Origin of the sequence: Neochlamydia sp. AcF65 (assembly GCF_018342435.1) — a bacterium.
Classification (GTDB): Bacteria; Chlamydiota; Chlamydiia; order Chlamydiales; family Parachlamydiaceae; genus Neochlamydia.
On record NZ_JAEMUE010000018.1, the window covers coordinates 1 to 23,098 of the forward strand.

Annotated in this window: 6 protein-coding genes and 1 pseudogene; 2 read left to right on the forward strand and 5 right to left on the reverse strand. The window is 37.0% G+C overall.

All coding sequences use genetic code 11. The features are described from left to right. Together NEOC65_RS01585 and NEOC65_RS01590 are read right to left on the reverse strand one after the other, a co-directional pair. The coding region (locus tag NEOC65_RS01585) for a tetratricopeptide repeat protein (protein WP_213155497.1) at positions 1–561 on the reverse strand (561 nt) is incomplete at its 3' end. Next, positions 524–3,709 (reverse strand): tetratricopeptide repeat protein, encoded by a 3,186-nt coding sequence (locus NEOC65_RS01590; RefSeq protein WP_213155498.1) that lies wholly within the window; start codon positions 3,707–3,709, stop codon positions 524–526. The genes NEOC65_RS01585 and NEOC65_RS01590, both read right to left, overlap by 38 nt. A gap of 320 nt (positions 3,710–4,029) precedes the next feature. On the opposite strand from NEOC65_RS01590, the gene NEOC65_RS01595 reads away from it, so the two are divergent. After that, positions 4,030–4,149, forward strand: coding sequence for a hypothetical protein (locus NEOC65_RS01595; protein WP_213155499.1), 120 nt, complete (start codon positions 4,030–4,032; stop codon positions 4,147–4,149). Here NEOC65_RS01595 and NEOC65_RS01600 read toward each other — a convergent pair. Then, positions 4,102–10,878: a tetratricopeptide repeat protein gene (locus tag NEOC65_RS01600; protein ID WP_213155500.1), complete on the reverse strand. Its 6,777-nt coding sequence runs from the start codon at positions 10,876–10,878 to the stop codon at positions 4,102–4,104. The two genes, NEOC65_RS01595 and NEOC65_RS01600, sit on opposite strands and share 48 nt — an antisense overlap. A 72-nt stretch (positions 10,879–10,950) precedes the next feature. Here NEOC65_RS01600 and NEOC65_RS01605 point away from each other — a divergent pair. After that, positions 10,951–11,160 (forward strand): annotated as a pseudogene (locus NEOC65_RS01605) (FtsW/RodA/SpoVE family cell cycle protein); the annotation flags it as partial. Here NEOC65_RS01605 and NEOC65_RS01610 read toward each other — a convergent pair. Both NEOC65_RS01610 and NEOC65_RS01615 read right to left on the reverse strand, forming a co-directional pair. Continuing rightward, on the reverse strand, positions 11,113–17,061 hold the full coding sequence (locus NEOC65_RS01610) for a tetratricopeptide repeat protein (RefSeq protein ID WP_213155501.1): 5,949 nt from the start codon (positions 17,059–17,061) through the stop codon (positions 11,113–11,115). The pseudogene NEOC65_RS01605 and the gene NEOC65_RS01610 sit on opposite strands and share 48 nt — an antisense overlap. Positions 17,062–17,573: 512 nt before the next feature. After that, positions 17,574–22,787: a tetratricopeptide repeat protein gene (locus tag NEOC65_RS01615; RefSeq protein ID WP_213155502.1), complete on the reverse strand. Its 5,214-nt coding sequence runs from the start codon at positions 22,785–22,787 to the stop codon at positions 17,574–17,576. Positions 22,788–23,098: the final 311 nt, after the last annotated feature.

Genomic DNA, 23,098 nt, shown 5'->3' on the forward strand with positions numbered 1-23,098 from the left:
TTGGTAGATTGTTCCTAGATTGTTGTAATCTCCTGCCACCTTAGGATGATTTTCACCAAAAAGCCTAAGGTGAATGTCAAGAGCTTTCTTAGTATATTCTACCGCCTGTTCTAAATTACCTTGCCCTTGGTAAATTTGGCCTAAATTATTGTAAGAGGTTGCCACAGTAGGATGGTTATCACCAAAAAGCTTAAAGTTAATAGCGAGGGCTTTGTTAGTATATTCTACCGCCTGTTCTAAATTACCTTGCTCTCGGTAAATTTGGCCTAAATTATTGTAAGAGGTTGCCACAGTAGGATGGTTTTCACCAAAAAGCTTAAAGTTAATAGCGAGGGCTTTATTAGTATATTCTACTGCCTGTTCTGAATTACCTTGCTCTTGGTAAATTTGGCCTAAATTATTGTAAGAGGTTGCCACAGTAAGATGGTTTTCACCAAAAAGCTTAAAGTTAATAGCGAGGGCTTTGTTAGTATATTCTACCGCCTGTTCTGAATTACCTTGCTCTTGGTAAATTTGGCCTAAATTATTGTAAGAGGTTGCTACAGTAGGGGTGGTTTTCACTAAAAAGCTTAAAGTTAATAGCGAGGGCTTTGTTAGTATATTCTACCGTCTGTTCTAAATTACCTTGCTCTTGGTAGAGTGTTCCTAGATTGTTGTAATCTCCTGCCACCTTAGGATGATTTTCACCAAAAAGCCTAAGGTGAATGTCAAGAGCTTTCTTAGTATATTCAACCGCCTGTTTTAAATTACCTTGCTCTTGGTAAATTTGGCCCAAATTATTGTAAGAGGTTGCCACCTTAGGATGACTTTCACCAAAAAGCTTAAGGTCAATAGCAAGCGCTTTGTTAATATATTCTGCCGCTTTGCCTAAATTGCTTTGTTCTTGGTAGATTGTTCCTAGATTGTTGTAATCTCCTGCCACCTTAAGATGATTTTCACCAAAAAGCTTAAGGTCAATAGCAAGCGCTTTGTTAATATATTCTGCCGCCTGTCTTAAATTGCCTTGCTTTTGGTAAATCTGGCTTAAATTATTGTATAAGATTGCCACCTTAGGATGGTTTTCACCAAAAAGCTTAAGGTCAACGGCAAGGGCTTTGTTAATATATTTTGCCGCTTGATCTAAATCGCCTTGCTCTTGGTAAATTTGGCCCAAATTGTTATAACCTGCAGATGCCATGGGATGATTTTCACCAAAAAGCTTAAGATTAATAGCAAGGGCTTTCTTAGTATATTCGAGCGCTTGTTCTAAATTACCTTGCTCTTGGTAAATCTGGCCCAAATTATTGTGATCTCTCGCCACATTGGGATGATTTTCACCAAAAAGCTTAATGTCAATGGCAAGCGCTTTGTTGCTATACTCTGCCGCTTTATTTAAATTCCCTTGGTCTACGTAAATTTGTCCCAAATTATTGTAAGAGGCTGCTACATTGGGATGATTTTCACCAAAAAGCCTAAGGTGAATGTCAAGAGCTTTCTTAGCATATTCGAGCGCCTGTTCTGAATTACCTTGCTCCTTGTAAATGGTGCCCAAATTATTGTAAGAAGTTGCTACATTGGGATGATTTTCACCAAAAAGCTTGTAGTTAATGTCAAGGGCTTTCTTAGTATATTCAGCCGCCTGTACTAGCTTGCCCTGATTTTGGTAAATATGGCCTAAATTATTGTAAGAGGTTGCCACAGTATTATCTGAATTTTGATGGATTGTAAGCACTTGTTGGATGTATTTAGCTGCCTTATTTAGACTTCCTTCTTTAGCATAAATGATCCCCAGAGTATTAAATATTTTAGGGTTTTTTAAATCTGCTTTTTTTGCTAAGCGATACCATTTTTTTGCCTCATCTAGTTGATAAAGTCTTAAAGCTATATCTCCTTGAGTTTGATATGAATCATCATTTAATTCTGAAGATTGAAGTGTCTCTTCATTGCCTGCTAAAAAATCTTGAATGGCTTGATAGAAAGGAATAAAGATACGATAAATTTTTTTTATCTTTTCTAGAGCAGTAAGATCTAAAGCAAACTGCTTTTTAATAAAGCTTGGATCATCGAAGCCAAAGGGTTTGATCAGCGGATTCATCATCTCCTGTTGTGCTCGATAGTGGGAGTAGGTCTCAAGACGCATAAATAAAGCTATGCTTATCCAATCTTTTAACTTTTCACCTGCACCTTTTGTTAGAATACCTTGGTTGTTTAACTTATCAATCCTAGAAAATGTATTAGGGGGTGCCCCTTTTTGAAGAAGAGATAGCCGGTCTAAGGCAAGATGAGGAAATCGATAAAGATCGTTCTTTACTTTAAACAACAGACCTTGTTTGTTTGATTCATGTATTTCTGGATTAAAATTTATCATGTCATCTTGAAATAGATGTCTTTTGGCTAAGTATTGACGAAGGATAAAGTTTTCTTCATAAGGGAAATTAAGTGCTTTTTCAATTTTTTGTTGATATTGGCCAATTAACTCCAAATTGCCTAGCAAAGGAGTAAATGTTAGAAGCTCCATGGGAAGATGTGGCTCCTTTTCATGCCACCATTGCCCTTCTTCATCTTTAGCAATATATTGGGCCATCTTCTCAGGCGTCTGAATAAGCTCAAATGTTTGGCGATTGCCAAAAGGAGTTTTACAGCCTTTTCCTTCCGCTCCTTCACCATCAAAGGCAAAGCCTCTTGACGTAACGCTATCGAAAAATTCAATCTCTTTTATGCAGGGAATATTTAAAGCAGGTAGGATTGTCTCGCCTAAGTTGATCACTTTTAAGTGAAGAAGAGCTGTTAGGCGTCTGAAATAATCTCTATTTCCTAAAGTGTCTTCTTGCATAAGAATGCCAAATTCTAAATCTGAGTAAGGTGTCATCTCTTCTCTCGCTAAAGAACCAAAGCCTATCATTGCATATTCGCAAGGCGCGGGTCCTAAAAACTCTTGAGCTTGATCTACAAGACTTTTAAAGAAAGTTTTTATCCACTGGGCAATCTCGCTGTAAAGCTCTCGAACTTCTTCATGGGAAGGATCTGAGCTGAGAGCTTGGATTTTCTCCTCTATTTCATCCCTAAATTTTTTTAATCCTTCGCGATTCTTCTCAAATTGCTTTTTGATTATAGGAATATCTACATGTTTTCCTCTGCAAGCCTTGCTAAGCAAAATTTCGACTTTTGATAGCTTTTCTTTAATACTTGCTTGCTCGTCTGAAGTTGAATTATGTAGGGCATAATTATAAAGCCCTGCGGCTTGAAGGAGCGTTTGCTGTGTTCCTTTTATTAAATAGATATCACCTATTTTTTCTATACATAATCTTAATCTTATCTGAAGAGAATCTTGTTCTTGGATAGCAAGTTCTAAAGCGTGGGTATAATTCTCTTCTACTCTTTCCACAGATAAAAAATTATGACAACCATCAATCGAAAAAGGATTTTTATTTAAATGGCTTGCAAGTTTGTCAAGATAAGGGTGTAGCTTCTGAGGTTGATAGAGCTGTAAAAATTTGACGTTATTAGGCATGTACTGTTTAAACACTCGAGCACAACTTCTCACATCAAGGATTTTTCTTAATTCATGCTCAGTTAAGTTACTAAAAGAATTAAAAATTTGTTTGAAAATTTTTAAAGGTAGGGTTGGCAAAGGATTTGAAGGGTCAAAAATGTTATCTTTTGCTATAAGGAGCGAATTGTTGTTAGTGGGTAATATAGTAAAGCTGTGCGTATTCTCTAAATTATTCATTCGCTTGTCCTTCTTTTTAGGCTGGCTTACATTTCAAGGGGATAGAGAGTTCTTTATAATCTTATTCCACCCTTTTTTATGCATTTTTAAGAAGGGCAAAAAAATTTATTTTCCATTTTTTTATTTAAAAATAAAATTAAAAAGGCAATTCTTATATCTTTAAAATATAAATTATACGTTTTCAAGCTATTTCTTATGTAATCCCCTAATTTATAAAATTGCTCTCATCAAGTAGAGAGGTAATTTTTAGAGGATTAGGTATTCAGACTTAGTTTTTTTAAAGCGTATTACTAAATAAGAGTCCTTGTACAGGCTTAAATTTGCCTTGGTTTAGCCAAGGGGGCAGCTTATTGGTCGCTAATATTCTAGGCTTAGGGATTATTTTAAATATCTCACAGGATGGGAAGCCCCATTTGAGTGATTTGCCTTTTAAGGCTTAAGGATAATAACGAGCGATTGCTTAGCATGTCCAAGGCCTCTAATTCTGGATTTTTTGGGGATTGGTAGATTGCTTGCAGGGTGCTGTAACCCCTAACCCCGATGGGATCATTTTTGCCCAAAGGCTTTGGGTTAATATCAAGAGCTTTTTTGGTGTGGCCAGCAACTTGTTCTAAGCTACCTTTCTTGTAGGAAACTATTTTCAGAAAATTGTAATTTTTTGCTATATCGCAATATTTTTTTCTAAAAAGCCTAAGGTTAATAGCGAGAGCTTTGTTGGCATACCATGCTGCTTTATCTAAATTGCCTTGTTTTTGGTAGATTTGTCCTAAGGTGCCGTAATTTACTGCCGACAAGGGATGATTTTCTCCAAAAAACTTAAGGTTAATGGCAAGCGCTTTATTGCTATACTCTACGGCCTGTTTTAAATTGCCTTGGGCTTTGCAAATCTGTCCTAAGTTATTGTAATTTATTGCCGGTGCAGGATGATTTTCACCAAAAAGCTGGAGATTAATGGTGAGGGCTTTATTGACATACTCTGCTGCTTTATCAAACATGCCTTGTTTTTGGTAGATTTGCCCTAAGTTGTCATAATTTATCGCCGTTAAGGGATAATTTTCACCAAAAAGTTTAAGATTAATGGTGAGAGCTTTGTTGACATACTCCGCTCCCTTGTCTAACTTACCTTGGTCTTTATAGATTGTTCCAAGGTTGTCGCAGTCAATTGCCACTAAAGGATGATTGTCACCAAAAAGCTTAAGATCAATGGTAAGTGCTTTAATGCTATACTTAACAGCTTTTTCTAACCTGTTTTGGGCTTGATATATTTGTCCTAGCTTATTGTAATTTCGTGCTACTCTGCGATGATTTTCGTTGAAAAGCTTAAGATTAATAGCGAGAGCTTTATTGACATACTTAGCCGCCTGTTCTAAATTACCTTGATCCTTGTAAATGTTTCCCAGATTGTTATAATCAAGTGCTATTGAGAAATGGCTCTCACCAAAAAGCCCTAAGTTGATTGCAAGTGCTTTTTTTGTATACTTAATCGCTTTGCCTAAATTGCCTTGATCTTTACAGATTTGTCCTAAATTAGTGTAATCCCTTGCTAACATAGGATGATCTTCAGTATAGAGGTTACGATCAATTGTGAAGGCTTTGCTAAAATACTCAGTCGCTTGCTTTAAATTACCTTGGTCTTCATATAATACCCCTAGATTGCTATAACAAGTGGATGCCATGGAATGATTTTCTCCATAAAGCTTAAGGGTAATATCCAATGCTTTGGCGCCATACCGTGTCGCTTTGCTCAAATTGCCTAGATCTTGGTAGATTGCTAATAGATTATTATATAGATTAGGTATGCTGGCATGGCTTTCTCCACAAAGCTTAAGCGTAATTGCTAGAGCTTTTTTTGCATGCTTTTCTGCTTTATGTAAATTGCCTTGCGCCTGGCAGTTTAATGCTAGATTATTATATAGAATAGCTGTAGTGGGATGACATTCCACATAAAGTTTAAGGGCAATGGCAAGCGCCTTGGTGATATACTCTATTGCTTTGTCTAAATTGCCTTGGTCTTGGCAGATTGTTCCTAGATTGTTGTAATCACCTAGCACCAAGGGATGCTTTTCACCAAAAAGATTAAGGTTAATGTTAAGCGCTTTTTTGCTATATTCTATTGCCTTGTCTAAATTGCCTTGCTCTTTGTAAATTGATCCTATATTACTGTAATTGATGGCCACTGTACGATGATTGAGACCAAAAAAATTGATATTAATGGCTAGACCTTCGCTGCTGTATTCTAATGCTTTGCTTAAATTGCGTTGATCTTGGTAAATTTGCCCTAGATTGTTGTAAATAATTGCCACTGAGGAATGCTTTTCCTCATAAAGCTTAAGACAAATGGAAAGAGCTTTGTTTGTATAATCTGCCGCTTGTTCTAAATTTCCTTTGTCTTTGTAGATTTGTCCCAAATTATTGTAATCTCTTGCCACTATAGAATGATTATTACCATAGAGCTTAAGAGCAATGGCGAGAGCTTTGTAGGCATACTCTACCGCCTGTTCTAAATTTCCTTTGTCTTTGTAGATTTGTCCTAAATTATTGTAATCTCTTTCTACTACGGGGCAATCGTTACTATAGAGCTTAAGGTCAATAACGAGGGCTTTGGTGGTATACTCCACCGCCTGTTCTAAATTGCCTTGGTCTTTATATAATACCCCTCGGTTTCTATACCCTCTTGCTACACTAGGATGATTTTCACCAAAAAGCTTAAGATTAATTGCAAGGGCTTTAGTGGCATACTCTGCCGCTTTGTCTAAATTGCCTTGGGCTTGGTAAATTTCTACTAGATTGTTATATAGGGTAGCTATGGTAGGATGCTCTTCCAAATAAAGTTTAATGTTAATGGCAAGCGCTTTGCAGCTATACTCTGCCGCTTTGTCTAAATTGCCCTGCTCTTTGTAAATTTGTCCTAAGTTGCTATAACAAACTGCCACTCTGGGATAATTTTCATCGAAAAGTGAAATGTTAATGGTAAGCGCTTTATTGCAATATTCTGCTGCCTTTTCTAAATTGCCTTGCTCAAAATACATCATTCCTAAGCTGCTGTAATGAGTTGCCACAGGAGGACAATTTTTGCCAAATACCTTAAGATTAATGGTAAGTGCTTTGGCACTATATTCTATCGCCCTTTCTAAATTACCTTTGTCTTTGTAGATATGTCCCATGTTGCTGTAACGTGTCGCTACGGTAGAATGATTCTCACCATAAAGTTTAAGATCAATAGTAAGCGCTTTTTCGATATGCCTAGCCGCTTTGTCTAAATCTCCTTGTTCTTTGTATATTGTTCCTAAGTTATTGTATAGAGTAGATATGCTGGAATGATTTTCACCATACATCTTAAGAGAGATAGCAAGAGCTTTGTTGCTACATTCAGCCGCTTTGTCCAAATCGCCTTGGTCTTTGTATAATACTCCTAGATTATTGTAATTTCTCAGTGATAGAGGATGATTTTCACCGAAAAGCTTAAGAGCAATCGCGAGGGCTTTGAGGCTATATTCAGTCGCCTTGCCTAAGTTGCCTTGATCTATGCAAATTTGTCCCAGATTGCTATAAGCCACTGCTACCTTTTGGTGATATTCACCATATATCTTAAGAGAGATTGCAAGAGCTTTGCAGCTATGCTCTATTGCTTTGCCTATATTGCCTTGGGCTTTGTAGACTTGTCCTAAACTACTGTAACAAATTGCCACCGTCGGATAATCTTCTCCAAAAAGCTTAAGATTAATTGTAAGCGCTTTAGTACTATATTCTGCTGCCTTCTCGAACTTATCTTGGTAATAGTAAATTTGTCCTAGATTAATGTAATCTTCTGCTACAGTGGAATGGTTATCACTATAAAGTTTTAGGTTGATAGCAAGCGCTTTGGCGCAACATTCTGCCGCCTTTTCTAAATTGCTCTTGTCTGTGTATATCAATCCTAGAATATTGTAAGTTACTGCTGTCTCGAAATGATTTTCCCCATAAAGCTCACAGTTAATGACAAGCGCTTTGGTACTATATTCAATCGCTTTATCTAAATTACCTTGAGCTTTAAAGATTTGCCCTAGATTCCCGTACCCTATTGCCACTGTGCTATGAATTTCTCCAAAATGTTTAAGGTTAATGATGACCGCTTTTTTGCTATATTTTTCGGCTTTATCTAAATTACCTTGAGCATTAAAGATTTGCCCCAGATTATTGTAATTTCTTCCCACCGTTGGATGATTTTCTCTGTACCGGCCAAGATTAATATCAAGCGCTCTAAGGTTATAATCTGCTGCCTTGTCTAACTTGCCTTGCATGAGATAAATGATTCCCAAGGCATTTAAAACCTCTGCGTTGTGGGGATTATTTTTTTCTGCTAGAAGATACCATTCTTCTGCTTTTTTATATTCGAAAAGCCTGCAGGCTATATGACCTTGGGTCTCAGGTGAGTTGTCTTCTAAATTAGAAGATTTAAGTCTGTCCTCATGACCTGCTAAGAATTCTTGCATAGCTTGATAAAAAGGAATAAAGATACAATAAATCTTCCTTACCTTTTTTAAGGCTTTATAATTTAAAGCAAACTGCTTTTTAATAAGGTCCGGATCGTCAAATCCAAATGGCTTAATCAAAGGATTCATCATATGTTGTTGCGCTTGATAATGAGAGTAGGTTTTAAGGCGCATAAATAACGCAATGCTCATCCAATCTTTTAACTTATTAGCCGCACCATCTGCTATTACTCCCCGCATGTTTAGTTTATCAATCCTAGTAAAAGTGTCAGACGCCCTTACATTTTTAAGAAGGGCTAGCCGATCTAAAGCCAAATGAGGAAAACGGTAAAAATCATTTTTAACTTGGAAGAGCATACCATATCTTCCTACATCACTAATTCCTGGATCAAAGGTTTTCATATCATCTAGTACAAGGTGTTTCTTGGCTAAGTACTGTCGAAGTGAGAAGCCTTCCTGGCAAGAAATAGCAAGCTTTTCTTGAAGTTTTTCAGTATATTGCTGAGTCAATTCAAGATTGCCTAGCAGATGAGTAAAGGTTAGCAATTCCATAGGAAGATGAGGCTCTTTTTCATGCCACCACCGGCCTTTTTCATCTTTGCCAATATATTGGACCATCTTTTCAGGCGTCTGAATAAGCTCAAATGTTTGGCGGTTCCCAAAAGGGGTTTTACAGCCTTTACCTTGTACTCCTTCCCCATCGAAGGCAAAGCCTCGGGGTGTAACGCTATCGAAGAAATTAGCCTTTTTTATACAAGGAATATCTAAAGCAGGCAGGATAGTTTCTCCTAAATTGATGACTTTTAAATGAAGAAGGGTTGTAAAACACTTAAAATATTCTCTATTTTCTCGAGTGTCTTCTTGCATAAGAATACCAAACTCTAAATCGGAGTAGGGGGTCATCTCTTCTCTAGCTAGAGAACCAAACCCTATCATCGCATATTCGCAAGGTGGAGTCCTTAAAGTATCAAAAACTTGTATTGCAAGATGTCTAAAGAAATTTTTTATCCAATTGGCAATCTCACTGTAAAGCTTTTTGACTTCCTCTGAGGAAGGATCTGCGCCGAGAGCTTGGATTTTCTCTTCTATTTCATCCCTAAATTTTTTTAATTCTCCACGATTGTCCTCAAATTGCTTTTTAATTATAGAAAGATCTAAAGGTTTTCCTTCGTAGAGCTTGATGAGCGATCCTTCCACTTTTGATAACTTTCCTTTAATATTTTTTTGTTCGTCTAAAGATGAATCATGTAAGGCATAATTGTAAAGCCCTGCAGCTTGAAGGAGCTTTTGAGGCGTTCCTTTAATTAAATAGATATCACCTAATTTTTCTATGCATAATCTTATCTGGGTTGGATCTTCTTTTTGGATAGCAAGTTTTAAAGCGTGAGTATAATCTTCTTCTAGCCTGTCTACAGATAAAAAATTATTACTGCCATCCCTCGAAAAGAAAGTTTTATCTAAATAATTTGAAAGCTTATCAAGATAGGATTGTAGCTTCTCAGGTTGATAAAGCTGCAAGAATTTGACGTTATTAGGCATGTGTTGTTTAAACACGCGGGCACAACTTCTTGCATGAAGTGTTTTTTTTAATTCACCTTCAGTTAAACTGCTAAAAGAATGAAAAATCTGTTGAAAGATTTCTAACGGTAGAGTAACCAGAGGATTAGATGGGTCAAATGTATCATTTTTATCTCTCTTGTTAAAATTTTGTCTGGTTGTTAAAAATCTTTTATTTTCACCTGTTTTAGCTACCTTGCTAGCTTTATCATGAGGATAAAGATAACGGCTTTCGCTAAAACGGTCAGTAGGGGAAGCTGTTTGATTTAAAAAGAGAAGATTATCTTGCCCTACAAGCTTTTGTGCATAAATGAAATGGCCACCTAGATCGACAATAAGGATATATTCTTCAAGTCTTTCTTCCGGAGAAATAGCTTTCCATTCTTGGGAATTATCTTCCGTAGATGAGCTTGCTTTAGGAAAAATTAGCCTATCATGAATACCGCAAGCCAGCTGCTCTTCGTTAATTGTTATTAATCTTATAGGGATAGATAAAGCGGTAGCTAATAGGTCTCCTTCGCCCAATCCACTTATCCAAGTCCTTTTTCCTTTTATTTTTTCAGCTCTTCCATTGTTCGTGTGTTTAACCATGTCTGAGAGCACTTGCCTTAAATAAAAAACTTTATCAGGGCTCCCATCTAGCAAAGGTATTTTCCTAGAAAGGCAGTTATAGCTTCCTAAAAAAGCGCTGAAAAAGCAGTCACCGTCACTTGGCACACCTTTTAATTTAAAGCCTTCTTTACCCAGATAGTCGGCAGCAGCATTTACTTTGGCTACGATTGAATCATCAATAATAGCAGAGGGGTTATGCCACAAGGATTTGGCTATTTGAGGGGGATCCCATTGACTAGAAGAAGCGCTTAAAACAGATGGTTTATCGCATGTGTTTTGACTTTCATTAAGTACGTTATGTTCAATTTTTCTTGAATAAAGCTCTTTCCACTCTTCAGTTTGTTCAATTAGTTGCTTCCATTCTTTACTAACACCTCGTGCGTTAGATAAATCTTGTTGTCCTAGTTTCTTGAAAATCTTTAAGCTAATTTCTGTATAGGGGCCTAACTTTAGTCCAGGCTTTGCTAATACTAATTCCCTAAATGCTGTAAATATGAAAGGGGTAATGAAAGAGCTTTCTACATTCATTTATTTGGCCTCCTTTTAAGGTTACCTGCATCGCTGCAGGGGATTAGCATTTTTTATAACCTTCATATACATTTGAGTTCGAGTAGCACTTTTTTAATTACCATCCAAGCTTTTTTAAATCTGGGCGTCGTATCTGGCTTATTGCCCAACGCAGCCTTAAATTTGCCTTGGTTTAGCCAAGGGGGCAGCTCTTTGGTAGCTAATATTTTAGGGTTAGGAATTATCCTAAATACTTCACAAAAGATGAAGGCCTATTTGAGTGATTTGCTTTTTCAGGCTTAAGGTTAACATAGCACGTTTATTTAACAATTCCAGAGCTGCTAATCTTAAATCTTCTTGTGATTGGTAAATTTCATGTAAGGTATTATAAGCGTTTATTACATTAGGATGGTCTTCCCCAAAAAGGTTAAGATTAATGGCGAGAGCTTTACTGGCATATTCAGCTGCTAGTTCTAAATTGCCTTGAGCTTTGCAAATTGCTCCTAAGTGGTCGTAACAAATTGCCACTGCGGAATGATTTTTACCAGAAAGTTTAAGGTTAAGGACAAGAGCTTTGTTGCTATATTCTACCGCTTTGTCTAAATTGCCTTGAGCTTGGTAGATTGATCCTAGATTATTGTACCACATTGCCACCATGGGATGATTTTCACCAAAAAATTTAAGGCTAAGGGTGAGAGCTTTGTTGCCATACTCAGCCGTTTGACCTAAATTACCTTGAGCTTGATAGATTTGCCCTAAGTTATTATACAGAGTAGCTAACGTGGGATGGTCTTCTCCATAAAGCTTAATGCTAATGGTAATCGCTTTAGCGCTATATTCTTCCGCTTTATCTAAATTACCTTGGGCGTAGTGAAATTGCCCTAGGTTACTATAGCAGATTGCCACTGAGGGATGATTTTCACCAAAAAGCTTAAGGTTAATAGCGAGAGCTTTGTTGACGTACTCAGTTGCTTTTTCTAAATCCCTTTGTATTTGGTAAATCTGTCCGAGGATATAGTATGAGTTAGCTACTGTAGGATGATTTTTACCAAAAAGCTCAAGGTTAATGACGAGAGCTTTGTTGACATATGCAACTGCAAGTTTTAAATCATCCTGCCCTTGCAAGATTTGTCCCAGGTTGTCGTAACAAATTGCCACTGTAGGATGGTTTTCACCAAAAAGCTTAAGATTAATAGCGAGAGCTTTGTTGATATACTCAACAGCAAGTTCTAAATTATCTTGCTCTTGCAAGATTTGTCCCATGTTATGGTAAAGAATTGCCATTAAGGAGGGGTTTTTACCGTAAAAGTCAAGATTAATGGCGAGGGCAGTGTTAGCATAAACAGTGACCTTGTCTAGGTCACATTCATCTATGTTGGTTGCTCCTAGGTTATTATAATCAATTACCGTCTCGGAGTAATTTTTACCAAACAGCTTAAGGTCAATGGCTAGAGCTTTGTTAACGTAATTAATTGCTGTTTCTAAATTACCTTGATTATAGAAAATCAGTCCTAGAAGTCTGTAATCGTTCACTATATGCGGATGATTTTCTCCAAAAAGTTCAAGATTAATATTAAGAGCTTCCTGAGCATAGTTAGCCGCTTTCTTCAAATTCCCTTGCTTATAGAAAACTATTCCCAGAAGATTGTAGTCTTTAGCTACATGAGAATAATCTTTACCAAAAATTTTAAGATTAATTGCAAGTGCTTTATTGGCGTATTCTGCCCCCTGTACTAAATTGTCTTGCTCTTGGTAAATCATTCCTATGTTGTGGTACAGAATTGCCACCGTGGAATGATTTTCACCAAAAAGCTTAAGGTTAATGGCGAGGGCTTTTTTTGCATACTCAGCTGTTTTGTCTAAATTGCCTTGGACTTGGCAGATTAATCCTAGAAGATTGTAATCAATTGCCAGGGCGGGATGATTCTCACCAAAAAGCTTAAAATTAATAGCGAGAGCTTTTTTGACATACTCAGCCGCCTCTTCTAAATTGCCTTGGGCTTGGCAGATTGCCCCTAAGTTGCTATAGCAGCTTGCTACCTCAGGATGATTTTCACCAAAAAGCTTAAAATTAATAGCAAGAGCTGTGCGGACATGCTCAGCCGCTTTTTCTAAATTGCCTTGTTCTCTGTAAATTGCTCCTAGGCTGTTATAATAGCTTGCTACCTTGGGATCATTATTGCCAAAGAGATTGAGTTGAATGGTGAGAGCTTTGTTGGCATACTTAGCGGCTTTGTTCAAATCGTCTTGGGCTTGGTAGATTGCCGCTAACTTGCTGAAACAGCTTGCCACCATGGAATGATTTTTGCCAAAGAGCCTACGACAAATGCCGAGAGCTTTGTTGGTATGCTCAGTCGCTTTCTCTAAATCACCTTGTTCTTGATAGATTTGCCCTAGGTTGCTATAACGAATTGCCGAAGTGGGATGATTTTCACCATATAGCCTAAGGCTAACATTGAGTGCTTTGGTGGCATACTTTGCTGCTTCATCTAGTTTTCCTTGCTTTCTGTAGATTTGTGCTAGATTGGTATAACTCCTTGCTATGGTAGGATAATTTCCACCAAAAAGCTGAAGGTCGATGGTAAGAGCTTTTTTGCCATACTCTGCTGCCTGTTCTAAATTTCCTGGGGCTAGGTAGATTGTTCCTAAGTTGTTATATAGAGTAGATATGGTAGGGTGGTTCTCACCATAAAGCTCAAGGCTAATGCCAAGAGCTATGGTGCTATAATCTTTCGCTTTATCTAAATTGCCTTGCTCTTTATAGATTTGCCCTAAGTTATTGTATAGGTTAGCGGCTGCAGGATGATTTTTACCAAAAAGTTTAAGGCTAATATAGAGAGCTTTAGTGCTATAGTCCAGGGCTTTGTCTAACTTTCCTTGGTCTTGGTAAATTTGCGCTAGATTATTGTAATCTCTCGCTAAGGAGAAATGATTTTCCCCATAAATTTTAAGGTCAATGGCAAGCGCTTTATTGGTATATTTTTCCGCCATGTTTAAACTACCCAGGTCTTGGTAGATTTTCCCTAAGTTGAAGTAACGAATTGCCACTGTAGGATGATTTTCACCAAAAAGCTTAAGATTAATGTTAAGAGCTTTAGTGCTATATTCTGTTGCTTTTTTTATATTGCCTTGATTTTGGTAAATTTGCCCGAGATTGCTATAACAAATTGCCACTATAGGATGATTTTCACCAAAAAGCTTAAGAGTAATAGCAAGTGCTTTGTTGCTATACTCGGCCGTTCTGTCTAAATTGCCTTGGTGGTGATAAATTGCTCCTAGGTTGTTGCAGCTGATTGCAACCTTAGGATGGTCTTCACCAAAAAGCCTGAGATAGATGCTAATCGCTTTATTACTATATTCTGCTGCCCTGTGCAATTTACCTTGCTCGAGATAAATGATCGCAAGGGCATCCAAAACCTCAGCATTATTTGGGTTATTGTTTTCTGCTAGAAGATACCATTCTTCTGCTTTTTTATGCTGAAAAAGCCTGCGGGCTATATTACCCTGCGTCTCAGGTGAGTTTTCTTCTAAATTAGAAGACTTAAGTCTGTCTTCATGACCGGCTAAGAATACTTGAATAGCTTGATGGAAAGGAATGAAGATACAATAAATCTTTTTTATTTTTTTTAGGACTTCCTGATCTAAGGCAAGCTGCTTCTGGATGAGAGCTGGATTATCAAATCCAAATGGCTTAATCAAAGGATTCATCATATGTTGTTGCGCTTGATAATAAGAGTAGGTTTTAAGGCGCATAAATAACGCCATGCTCATCCAATCTTTTAACTTCTTAGCTAAGCCATCTGTTATAACTTCTAACTCTTTTAGCCTGTCAATCCTAGTAAACGTGTCAGATGTCTCTACATTTTTAAGAAGAGCGAGCCGGTCCAAAGCTAAATGAGGAAAACGGTAAAAATCATTTTTAACTTGAAAAAGCATACCCTGCTTTTCTAGATCACCCATTCCTGGATCAAAAGCTTTCATATCATCGGGCACAAGGTGCTTTTTGGCTAAGTACTGTCGAAGGGAGAAGCTTTCTTGGTAATGAATATCAAGTTTTTTCTGAAGTTTTTCACTATACTGCTTCGTTAATTCAAGATTGCCTAGCAGATGAGTAAAGGTTAGCAATTCCATAGGAAGATGAGGCTCTTTCTCATGCCACCACTGGCCTTTTTCATCTTTGCCAATATATTGAGCCATCTTTTCAGGAGTTTGAATAAGTTCAAATGTTTGGCGATTTCCAAAAGGGGTTTTACAGCCTTTACCTTGTACTCCTTCCCCATCAAAAGCAAAACCTCTGGGTGTAACGCTATCGAAAAAATTAGTTTTTCTTATGCAAGGAATATCTAAAGCAGGCAGGATAGTCTCTCCTAAATTGATGACTTTTAAATGAAGAAGGGTTGTAAAATACTTAAAATACTTTCTATTTACTAGAGTATCTTCTTGCATGAGGATGCCAAATTCTAAATCAGAGTAGGGGGTCATTTCTTCTCTAGCTAGAGAGCCAAACCCTATCATGGCATATTCGCAGGGTGGGAGTCCTAAAACGTCAAAAACTTGTATTGCAAGGTGTCCAAAGAAGTTTTTTATCTGTTGAGCAATCTCACCATACAGCTTTCGGACTTCCTCAGGCAAAGGATCCGAGCCGAGAGTTTGAATTTTCTTTTCTATTTCATCCCTAAATTTTTTTAATCCTTCACGATTATTTTCAAATTGCTTTTTGATTATAAGGATATTTACAAGTTCTCCTTGACAAGACTTGCTAAGTAAAATTTCGACTTTTGATAGCTTTTCTTTAATAATTGCTTGCTTGTCTGAAGTTAAATCATGCAGCGCGTAATTATAAAGTCCTGCAGCTTGAAGGAGGGTTTGCGTCGTTCCTTTGATTGAATAAATATCACCTAATTTTTCTATGCATAGTCTTATCTGGAGAGGATCTTCTTTTTGAATAGCAAGTTTTAAAGCTTGTGTGTAATTCTCTTCTAGCTTATCTGCTGATAAAAATGTATTGTTCTCGCCGATAGAAAAGAGAGTTTTATCTAAATAATTTGAAAGCTTATCAAGATAGGATTGTAGCTTCTCAGGTTGATAGAGCTGCAAAAATTTGACGTTATTAGGCATTTGTTGTGCAAATACTCGAGCACACCTTCTTGCATCAAGAATTTTTCTTAGTTCATGCTCAGTTAAACTATTAAAAGAATGAAAAATCTGTTGGAAGATCTCTAACGGTAGAGTAACCAAAGGATTAGATGGGTCAAATGTATCATTTTTATCCACGTTATATTTTGTTGTTAAAAATCTTTTTCTTTTATTCCTTATATCTGACTTATTATCTTCTTTAAGAGGTTTATCTTGTCCTAAAAGTTTTTGTGCATAAATGAAATGACCACCTAGATCGACAATAAGAACATATTCTTTTAACTTTTCTTCCTCAGGAATGGTTTTCCATTCTTGGGAATTATCCTCCATAGATAAACTTGCTCTAGGAAAAATTAGCCTATCATGAATACCGCAAGCCAGCTGCTCTTCGTTAACTGTTATTAATCTTATAGGGATAAATAAAGCGGTAGCTAATAGGTCTCCTTCGCCCAATCCACTTATCCAAGTCCTTTTTTCTTTTATTTTTTCAGCTCTTTCATTGTTCTTGTATTTAACCATGTCTGAGAGTACTTGCCTCAAATAAAAAACTTTGTCAGAACTCTCATCTAGCAAAGGTATTTTCCTAGCAAGTTGTTCGTAACTTGCTAAAAAAGCGCTAAAAAAGCAGTCGCCGTCACTTGGCACCCCTTTTAATTTAAAGCCTTCTTTACCCAGATAGTCGGCAGCCGCATTTACTTTGGCTACGATTGAGTCATCAATGATAGCGGTAGGGTTGTGCCACAAGGATTTGGCTATTTGATGGGGATCCCATTGACTAGGAGAAGCGCTTAAAATAGATGGTTTATCGCATGTGTTTTGACTTTCATTAAGTACGTTATGTTCAATTTTTCTTGAATAAAGCTCTTTCCACTCCTTAGTTTGTTCAATTAGTTGCTTCCATTCTTTACTAACGCCTCGTGCGTTAGATAAATCTTGTTGTCCTAGTTTCTTGAAAATCTTTAAGCTAATTTCTGTATAGGGGCCTAACATTAGTCCCTGCTTTGCTAATACTAATTCCCTAAATGCTGTAAATATGAAAGGGGTAATGGAAGGGCTTTCTACATTCATTTATTTGGCCTCCTTTTAAGGCTACCAACATCTTTACAGGTGATTAGAAGTGCTTATGGCTTTTCTAACGTTTAAATAATATCTTTTCAAGAAAAAAGTAAAAATAATAACTTTATTTTACTATAAAAATAAGTTGCCAAGTTCTTTTTAAAGTTTTCTAATGTAGGGCTCTAAAAATCTAGAAGTGTTTAGTTTAGTTTATACTAATTTTTTAAAATTAATATCTTTATCATTTGTAGAATTTATAAGATTATAGTACGCATTTAGAATACTCCTTATTCAGTCACATACTTTATAAAATCCCTTTTGTTAAGCAGAGGGACATTTTTCAGAGGATTGGGTATGCAGACAAAATTTTTGTAAAGCGTATAATTTAAACTTCTCCTGAGAAATTTAATTCTAGGTAAAGCGCCAGGTCTTCCAACAACAGACTCAAATTTATCTTACTTTAGCTAGAGGAGGGAAGCTTATTAGTGACTAATAATCTCGGGTTAGAGATTATTTTAAATATTTCACAACATGTGAAGCCCCATTTGATTGATTTGTTTTTTCAAGCATGAGGTTAACATAGCACGTTCATTTAACATATCTAGGGCTGCTACTCTTAAATTTTCTTGGGATTGGTAAATTGCTTGCAGAGTGTTATAACCCTTTATCACATCAGGATGGTCTCTACCATAAAGCTTTAGATTGATATCGATAAATTTGCTGATATACTCAGCCGCTAGTTCTAAACTTCCTTGGCCTTTATAGATCATTCCCAGGTTAATATAATCTCTTGCCACCGCAAGATGATTTTCTCCATAAAGCTTAAGATCAAGGGTAAGCGCTTTGTTGCTATACTCCGCCGCTTTATCTAAATTACCGTGCGCTTGGTAAATCATTCCTAGGTTGCTGTAACCGCTTGCTACTATAGGATGATTTTTGCCAAAAAGTTTACAATTAATGGCGAGAGCTTTATTGAGATTCTCCATCGCCTCTTCTAAATTGCCTTGAGCTTGGTAGATTGTTCCTAACTCTCTATAGCAACTTGCAACTGTAGGATGATTTTCACCCAAAAGCCTACGGCTAATGGTAAGAGCTTTGCTGAAATGCTCAGTTGCCTGCCCTAACTTGCCTTGTTCTTGATAGATTTGTCCTAGGTTGCTGAAACAAATTGCTATCATGGAGTGATTTTCGCCATAATGTTTAAGATTAATGGCTAGTGCTTTATTAGCATACTCAGTCGCTTTAGCTAGTTTTCCTTGCTCTCTATAGATTTGTCCTAAGTTACCGTAATCTCTTGCCACTTTGGGATGACTTTCACCAAAAAGCTGAAGATCAATCACGAGGGCTTTGGCAGCATACTCAGCCCCTTTGTCTAACTTGCCTTGGTCTTTATAGATTTGCCCTAGGTTGTTATATAGAGTAGCTAATGTGGGGTGATTTTCCCCAAAAAATTTAAGATTAATGGCAAGCGCTTTTTTGCTATACTCTATCGCTTTGTCAAATTTGCCTTGGGCGTGGTAGATTTCTCCTAAGTTACTATAATCTTTTGCCACCTCTGGATGGTTTCTACCAAAAAGTTCAAGGTTAATGGCAAGCCCGCTATTAGCATAATCTGTCGCTTTGTCTAAATTACCTTGATCTTTGTAAATCATTCCCAAATTGCTGTAAAGAATTGCTACTGTAGGTTGATTTTCACCAGAAAGCTTAATACTAATGATAAGCGCTTTAGTGCTAAACTCTACCGCTTTGTCTAAATTGCGTTGGTCTTGATAGATTATTCCTAGGTTATTGTAATCTCGTGCAATGGTAGAATGATTTTCACCATACAGCTTAAGGTCTATGCTAAGCGCTTTAGCGCCATACTCTGCGGCTTTATCTAAATTGCCTTGCTCCCTGTAGATTTGCCCTAGATTGTTGTAATCTCGTGCAACGGAAGAATGATTTTCATTATATAGCTTAAGATCTATGCTAAGCGCTTTTTTGCTATATTCTGCCGCTTTACTTAAATTGCCTTGAGCTTGGTAGATTATTCCTAGGGCACTGTAATGTTCTGCTATCTTGGGATGATTTTCACCATACAACTTAAGGTCTATGCTAAGCGCTTTGGCGCTATAGTCTATCGCTTTGTCTAAATTGCCTTGAGCTTGGTAGATTAATCCTAGGTTGTAATAATCTTTCGCCACTATGGGATGATTTTCACCATGCAACTTAAGGTTAATGTAAAGGGCCTTGGTGCTATACTCTATCGCTTTATCTAAATTGCCTTGAGTATGGTAGATCACTCCCAGGTTACCGTAATGTTCTGCTATCTTAGGATGATTTTCACCATGCAACTTAAGGTTAATGTAAAGGGCCTTGGCGCTATACTTTATCGCTTTATCTAAATTGCTCTGTTCTTTGTATATTGCTCCTAGGTTGTTATAATCTCTCGCCACGGCGGGATGATTTTCACCATACAGCTTAAGGTCTATGCTAAGCGCTTTGGTGCTATACTCTGTCGCTTTGTCTAAATTACCTTGGTCTTTGTAAATTAGTCCTAAGTTGTTGTAATTTTTTGCTATGTCGGGATGGTTTTCATGATAAAGCTTAAGACTAAGAGAGAGAGCTTTATGAGTATACCCTCCCGCTTTATCTAAGTTGCCCCGTTCTTGATAGATTTGTCCTAGGTTGCTATAATCCCTCATCACTTTGGGATGATTTTCTCCATAAAGTCTAATGTCAATCGCCAAGGATTTATGGCCGTAATCAACCGCCTGTTCTAAATTGCCCTGTTCTTTATATATTACCCCTAGGTTGTTGTATATAGTAGCCACCATAGGATGATTTTCACCATACAGCTTAAGGTTAACGACAAGCGCCTGGTTACTATACTCTGTCGCTTTAGTTAAAATACCTTGAGCGTGATAGATTTGTCCTATGCTATTGTAATCGTTTGCTATTATGAAGTGATTCTTGCCATACAGCTTAAAATCAATGTTGAGCGCTTTTTTGCTATACTCTGCCGCTTTGTCTAAATTGCCTTGATCGAGGCAAATCATTCCTATGTTGTGATAATCTCTTGCTACGGTGGGGTGATTTTCACCATAAAGCTTAAGATTAAAAATGAGAGCTTTGTTGGCATACTCTATCGCCTTAGCTAAATCGCCTTGCTCGTAGTAAATAATTCCAAGAGCATTTAAAACCCTGGCATTTTGCGGATCTTCTTTTTTTGCTCGAAGATACAGTTTTTTTGCTTCCTCATGTCGAAAAAGCCTCTGATATATGTGCCCTTTCGTCTCTAGTGATTTATCCTCCAATTTAGAAGATTTGAGTTGTTCTTCATTGCCGGCTAAGAATTGGTGAATAGATTGATAGAAAGGAATAAAGATGTAGTAGATTTTTTTTATCTCTTTTAAGGCTTGATGATCTAAAGCAAATTGTTTTTCAATAAGAGCTGGATCCTCAAAGCTAAAAGGTTTAAGCAGAGGATTCATTGTCTCTTTTTGGGCCTGATAATGAGAATAAGTCTTAAGACGCATAAATAATGCTATACTCATCCAATCTTTTAACTTGCCAGCTGCATCCTCTGTTATAACCCCTAGCTCGTTTAGTTTATCAATCCTAGTAAAAGTATCAGATGCCCTTACATTTTTAAGAAGGGCTAGCCGATCTAAAGCCAAATGAGGAAAGCGATAAAAATCATTTTTAACTTGGAAGAGCATACCGCGCTTGCTTAAATCACCCATTCCTGGATTAAAAGCTATCATATCAGCTAGCACAAGATGTTGCCTGGCTAAATACTGGCGCAGATCAAGGCTTCCTTGATAAGAAATCTTAAGTCTTTTTTGAACTTTTTCCTCATATTGCTTGGTTAGATCTAAATTGCCTAACAAATGCGTAAAGTTTAGCAACTCCATAGGAAGATGAGGCTCTTTTTCATGCCACCACCGACCTTTTTCATCTTTACCCACATATTGAGCCATCTGTCCAGGAGTTTGAATAAGTTCGAATGTTTTACCGTTGCCCAAAGGAGTTTTACAGCCTTTTCCTTCTACTCCTGCTCCGTCAAAGGCAAAGCCCCGTGGCGTAATGTCATCGAAAAAGCCTATTGCTTTTAAGCAAGGGATATTCAAAGCAGGAAGAATAGTTTCCCCTAAATTGATAACCTGTAAGTGAAGTAAATTTGTCAGATTTCTAAAGTACTTCCTGTTTACAGGAGTATCTTTTTGTATAAGAATGCCAAATTCTAAGTCAGAATAAGGGGTCATTTCTTCCCTAGTTAGAGAGCCAAAGCCTATCATGGCATACTCACAAGGCTCAGTATCTAATTGATGTATGGCTTGTATTACAAGCTGTCCGAAGAACAACTTTATCTCATGAGCTATCTCATGATAAAGCTCTCTTACCTCTTGGGAAGAAGGGTTCTCTGGCAAAGTTTGAATTTTCTTCTCTATTTTTTCTCTAAATTTTTTTAATTTGTTGCGATTGTGTTCAAAGTGTTTCTTCATTATCGTAAAATTAAAAGCTTTACCTTTACATTCTCTAACGAGTAAGTTTTGAACTTGACAGAGCTTATCCTTAAGAATTTTTTGCCGTTGTGGAGGAGCTAGGCGTAAGGCATAATTATAAAGGCCTGCCGCTTGTAGGAGCGTTTCCGGCGTTTGCTTTCTTAGATAAATGTCACCTAATTCTTCTATGCAAAAGTTTTCTTGAATGGGATCTTTCTCTTGGACAGCAATTTGTAAAGCTAAAGTATAGGTTTGTTCTAATTCTTTTATCTTCTCGCCTGGTAGAAGCTCCTGACTTTCCAATGTTTCTACGGGGCTTTTTAATGCATTCATTGCTAGAGAACTAGAAAAAAGAACATTAGAGGCGGATATCGACTTTGAAAGAAAAGATTTATCTTGCTTTAAAGGCTTTTGAGCATAGGCAAAATGGCCACCTAGATCGACAATAAGGATATATTCTTCTAGCTTTTCTTCTTCAGGAATTATTTTCCATTCTTGGGAATTATCTTCAATAGGTGAGCTTGCTTTAGGAAAAATTAGCCTATCATGAATACCGCAAGCCAGCTGCTCTTCGTTAACTATTATTAATCTTATAGGAATAAATAAAGCGGTAGCTAATAGGTCTCCTTCGCCCAATCCATTTATCCAAGTCCTTTTTTCTTTTATTTTTTCAGCTCTTTCATTGTTCTTGTATTTAACCATGTCTGAGAGTACTTGCCTCAAATAAAAAACTTTGTCAGAACTCTCATCTAGCAAAGGTATTTTCCTAGCAAGTTGTCCGTAACTTGCTAAAAAAGCGCTAAAAAAGCAGTCGCCGTCACTTGGCACCCCTTTTAATTTAAAGCCTTCTTTACCCAAATAGTCGGCAGCAGCATTTACTTTGGCTACGATTGAGTCATCAATGATAGCGGTAGGGTTGTGCCACAAGGATTTGGCTATTTGATGGGGATCCCATTGACTAGGAGAAGCGCTTAAAATAGATGGTTTATCGCATGTGTTTTGACTTTCATTAAGTACGTTATGTTCAATTTTTCTTGAATAAAGCTCTTTCCACTCCTTAGTTTGTTCAATTAGTTGCTTCCATTCTTTACTAACGCCTCGTGCGTTAGATAAATCTTGTTGTCCTAGTTTCTTGAAAATCTTTAAGCTAATTTCTGTATAGGGGCCTAACATTAGCCCCTGCTTTGCTAATACTAATTCCCTAAATGCTGTAAATATGAAAGGGGTAATGGAAGGGCTTTCTAAATTCATTTATTTGGTCTTCTTTTAAGGTTACCTGCATCGCTGCAGGTGATTAGCATTTCTTATAGCTTTCCTAACCATTTGAATAATACTTTTCAAGAGAAAAGTAAAATAATGCGATTTGAAAATACTACGTTTATAGACTCTAAGAGGTTGTTGTCTCTCTGCACGGTCTCTTTTCGATTAAAAATGCAATCTTGTTGAGTAAATGATTGCATAAAAAGCTGTCTAAAACCGTATAATAGCTCTACTTTCCATAAAAAGAGATAAGGAAACAATTTCTAAATTTTTTTGTGTGTATGGCTCTAAAAATTTAGATG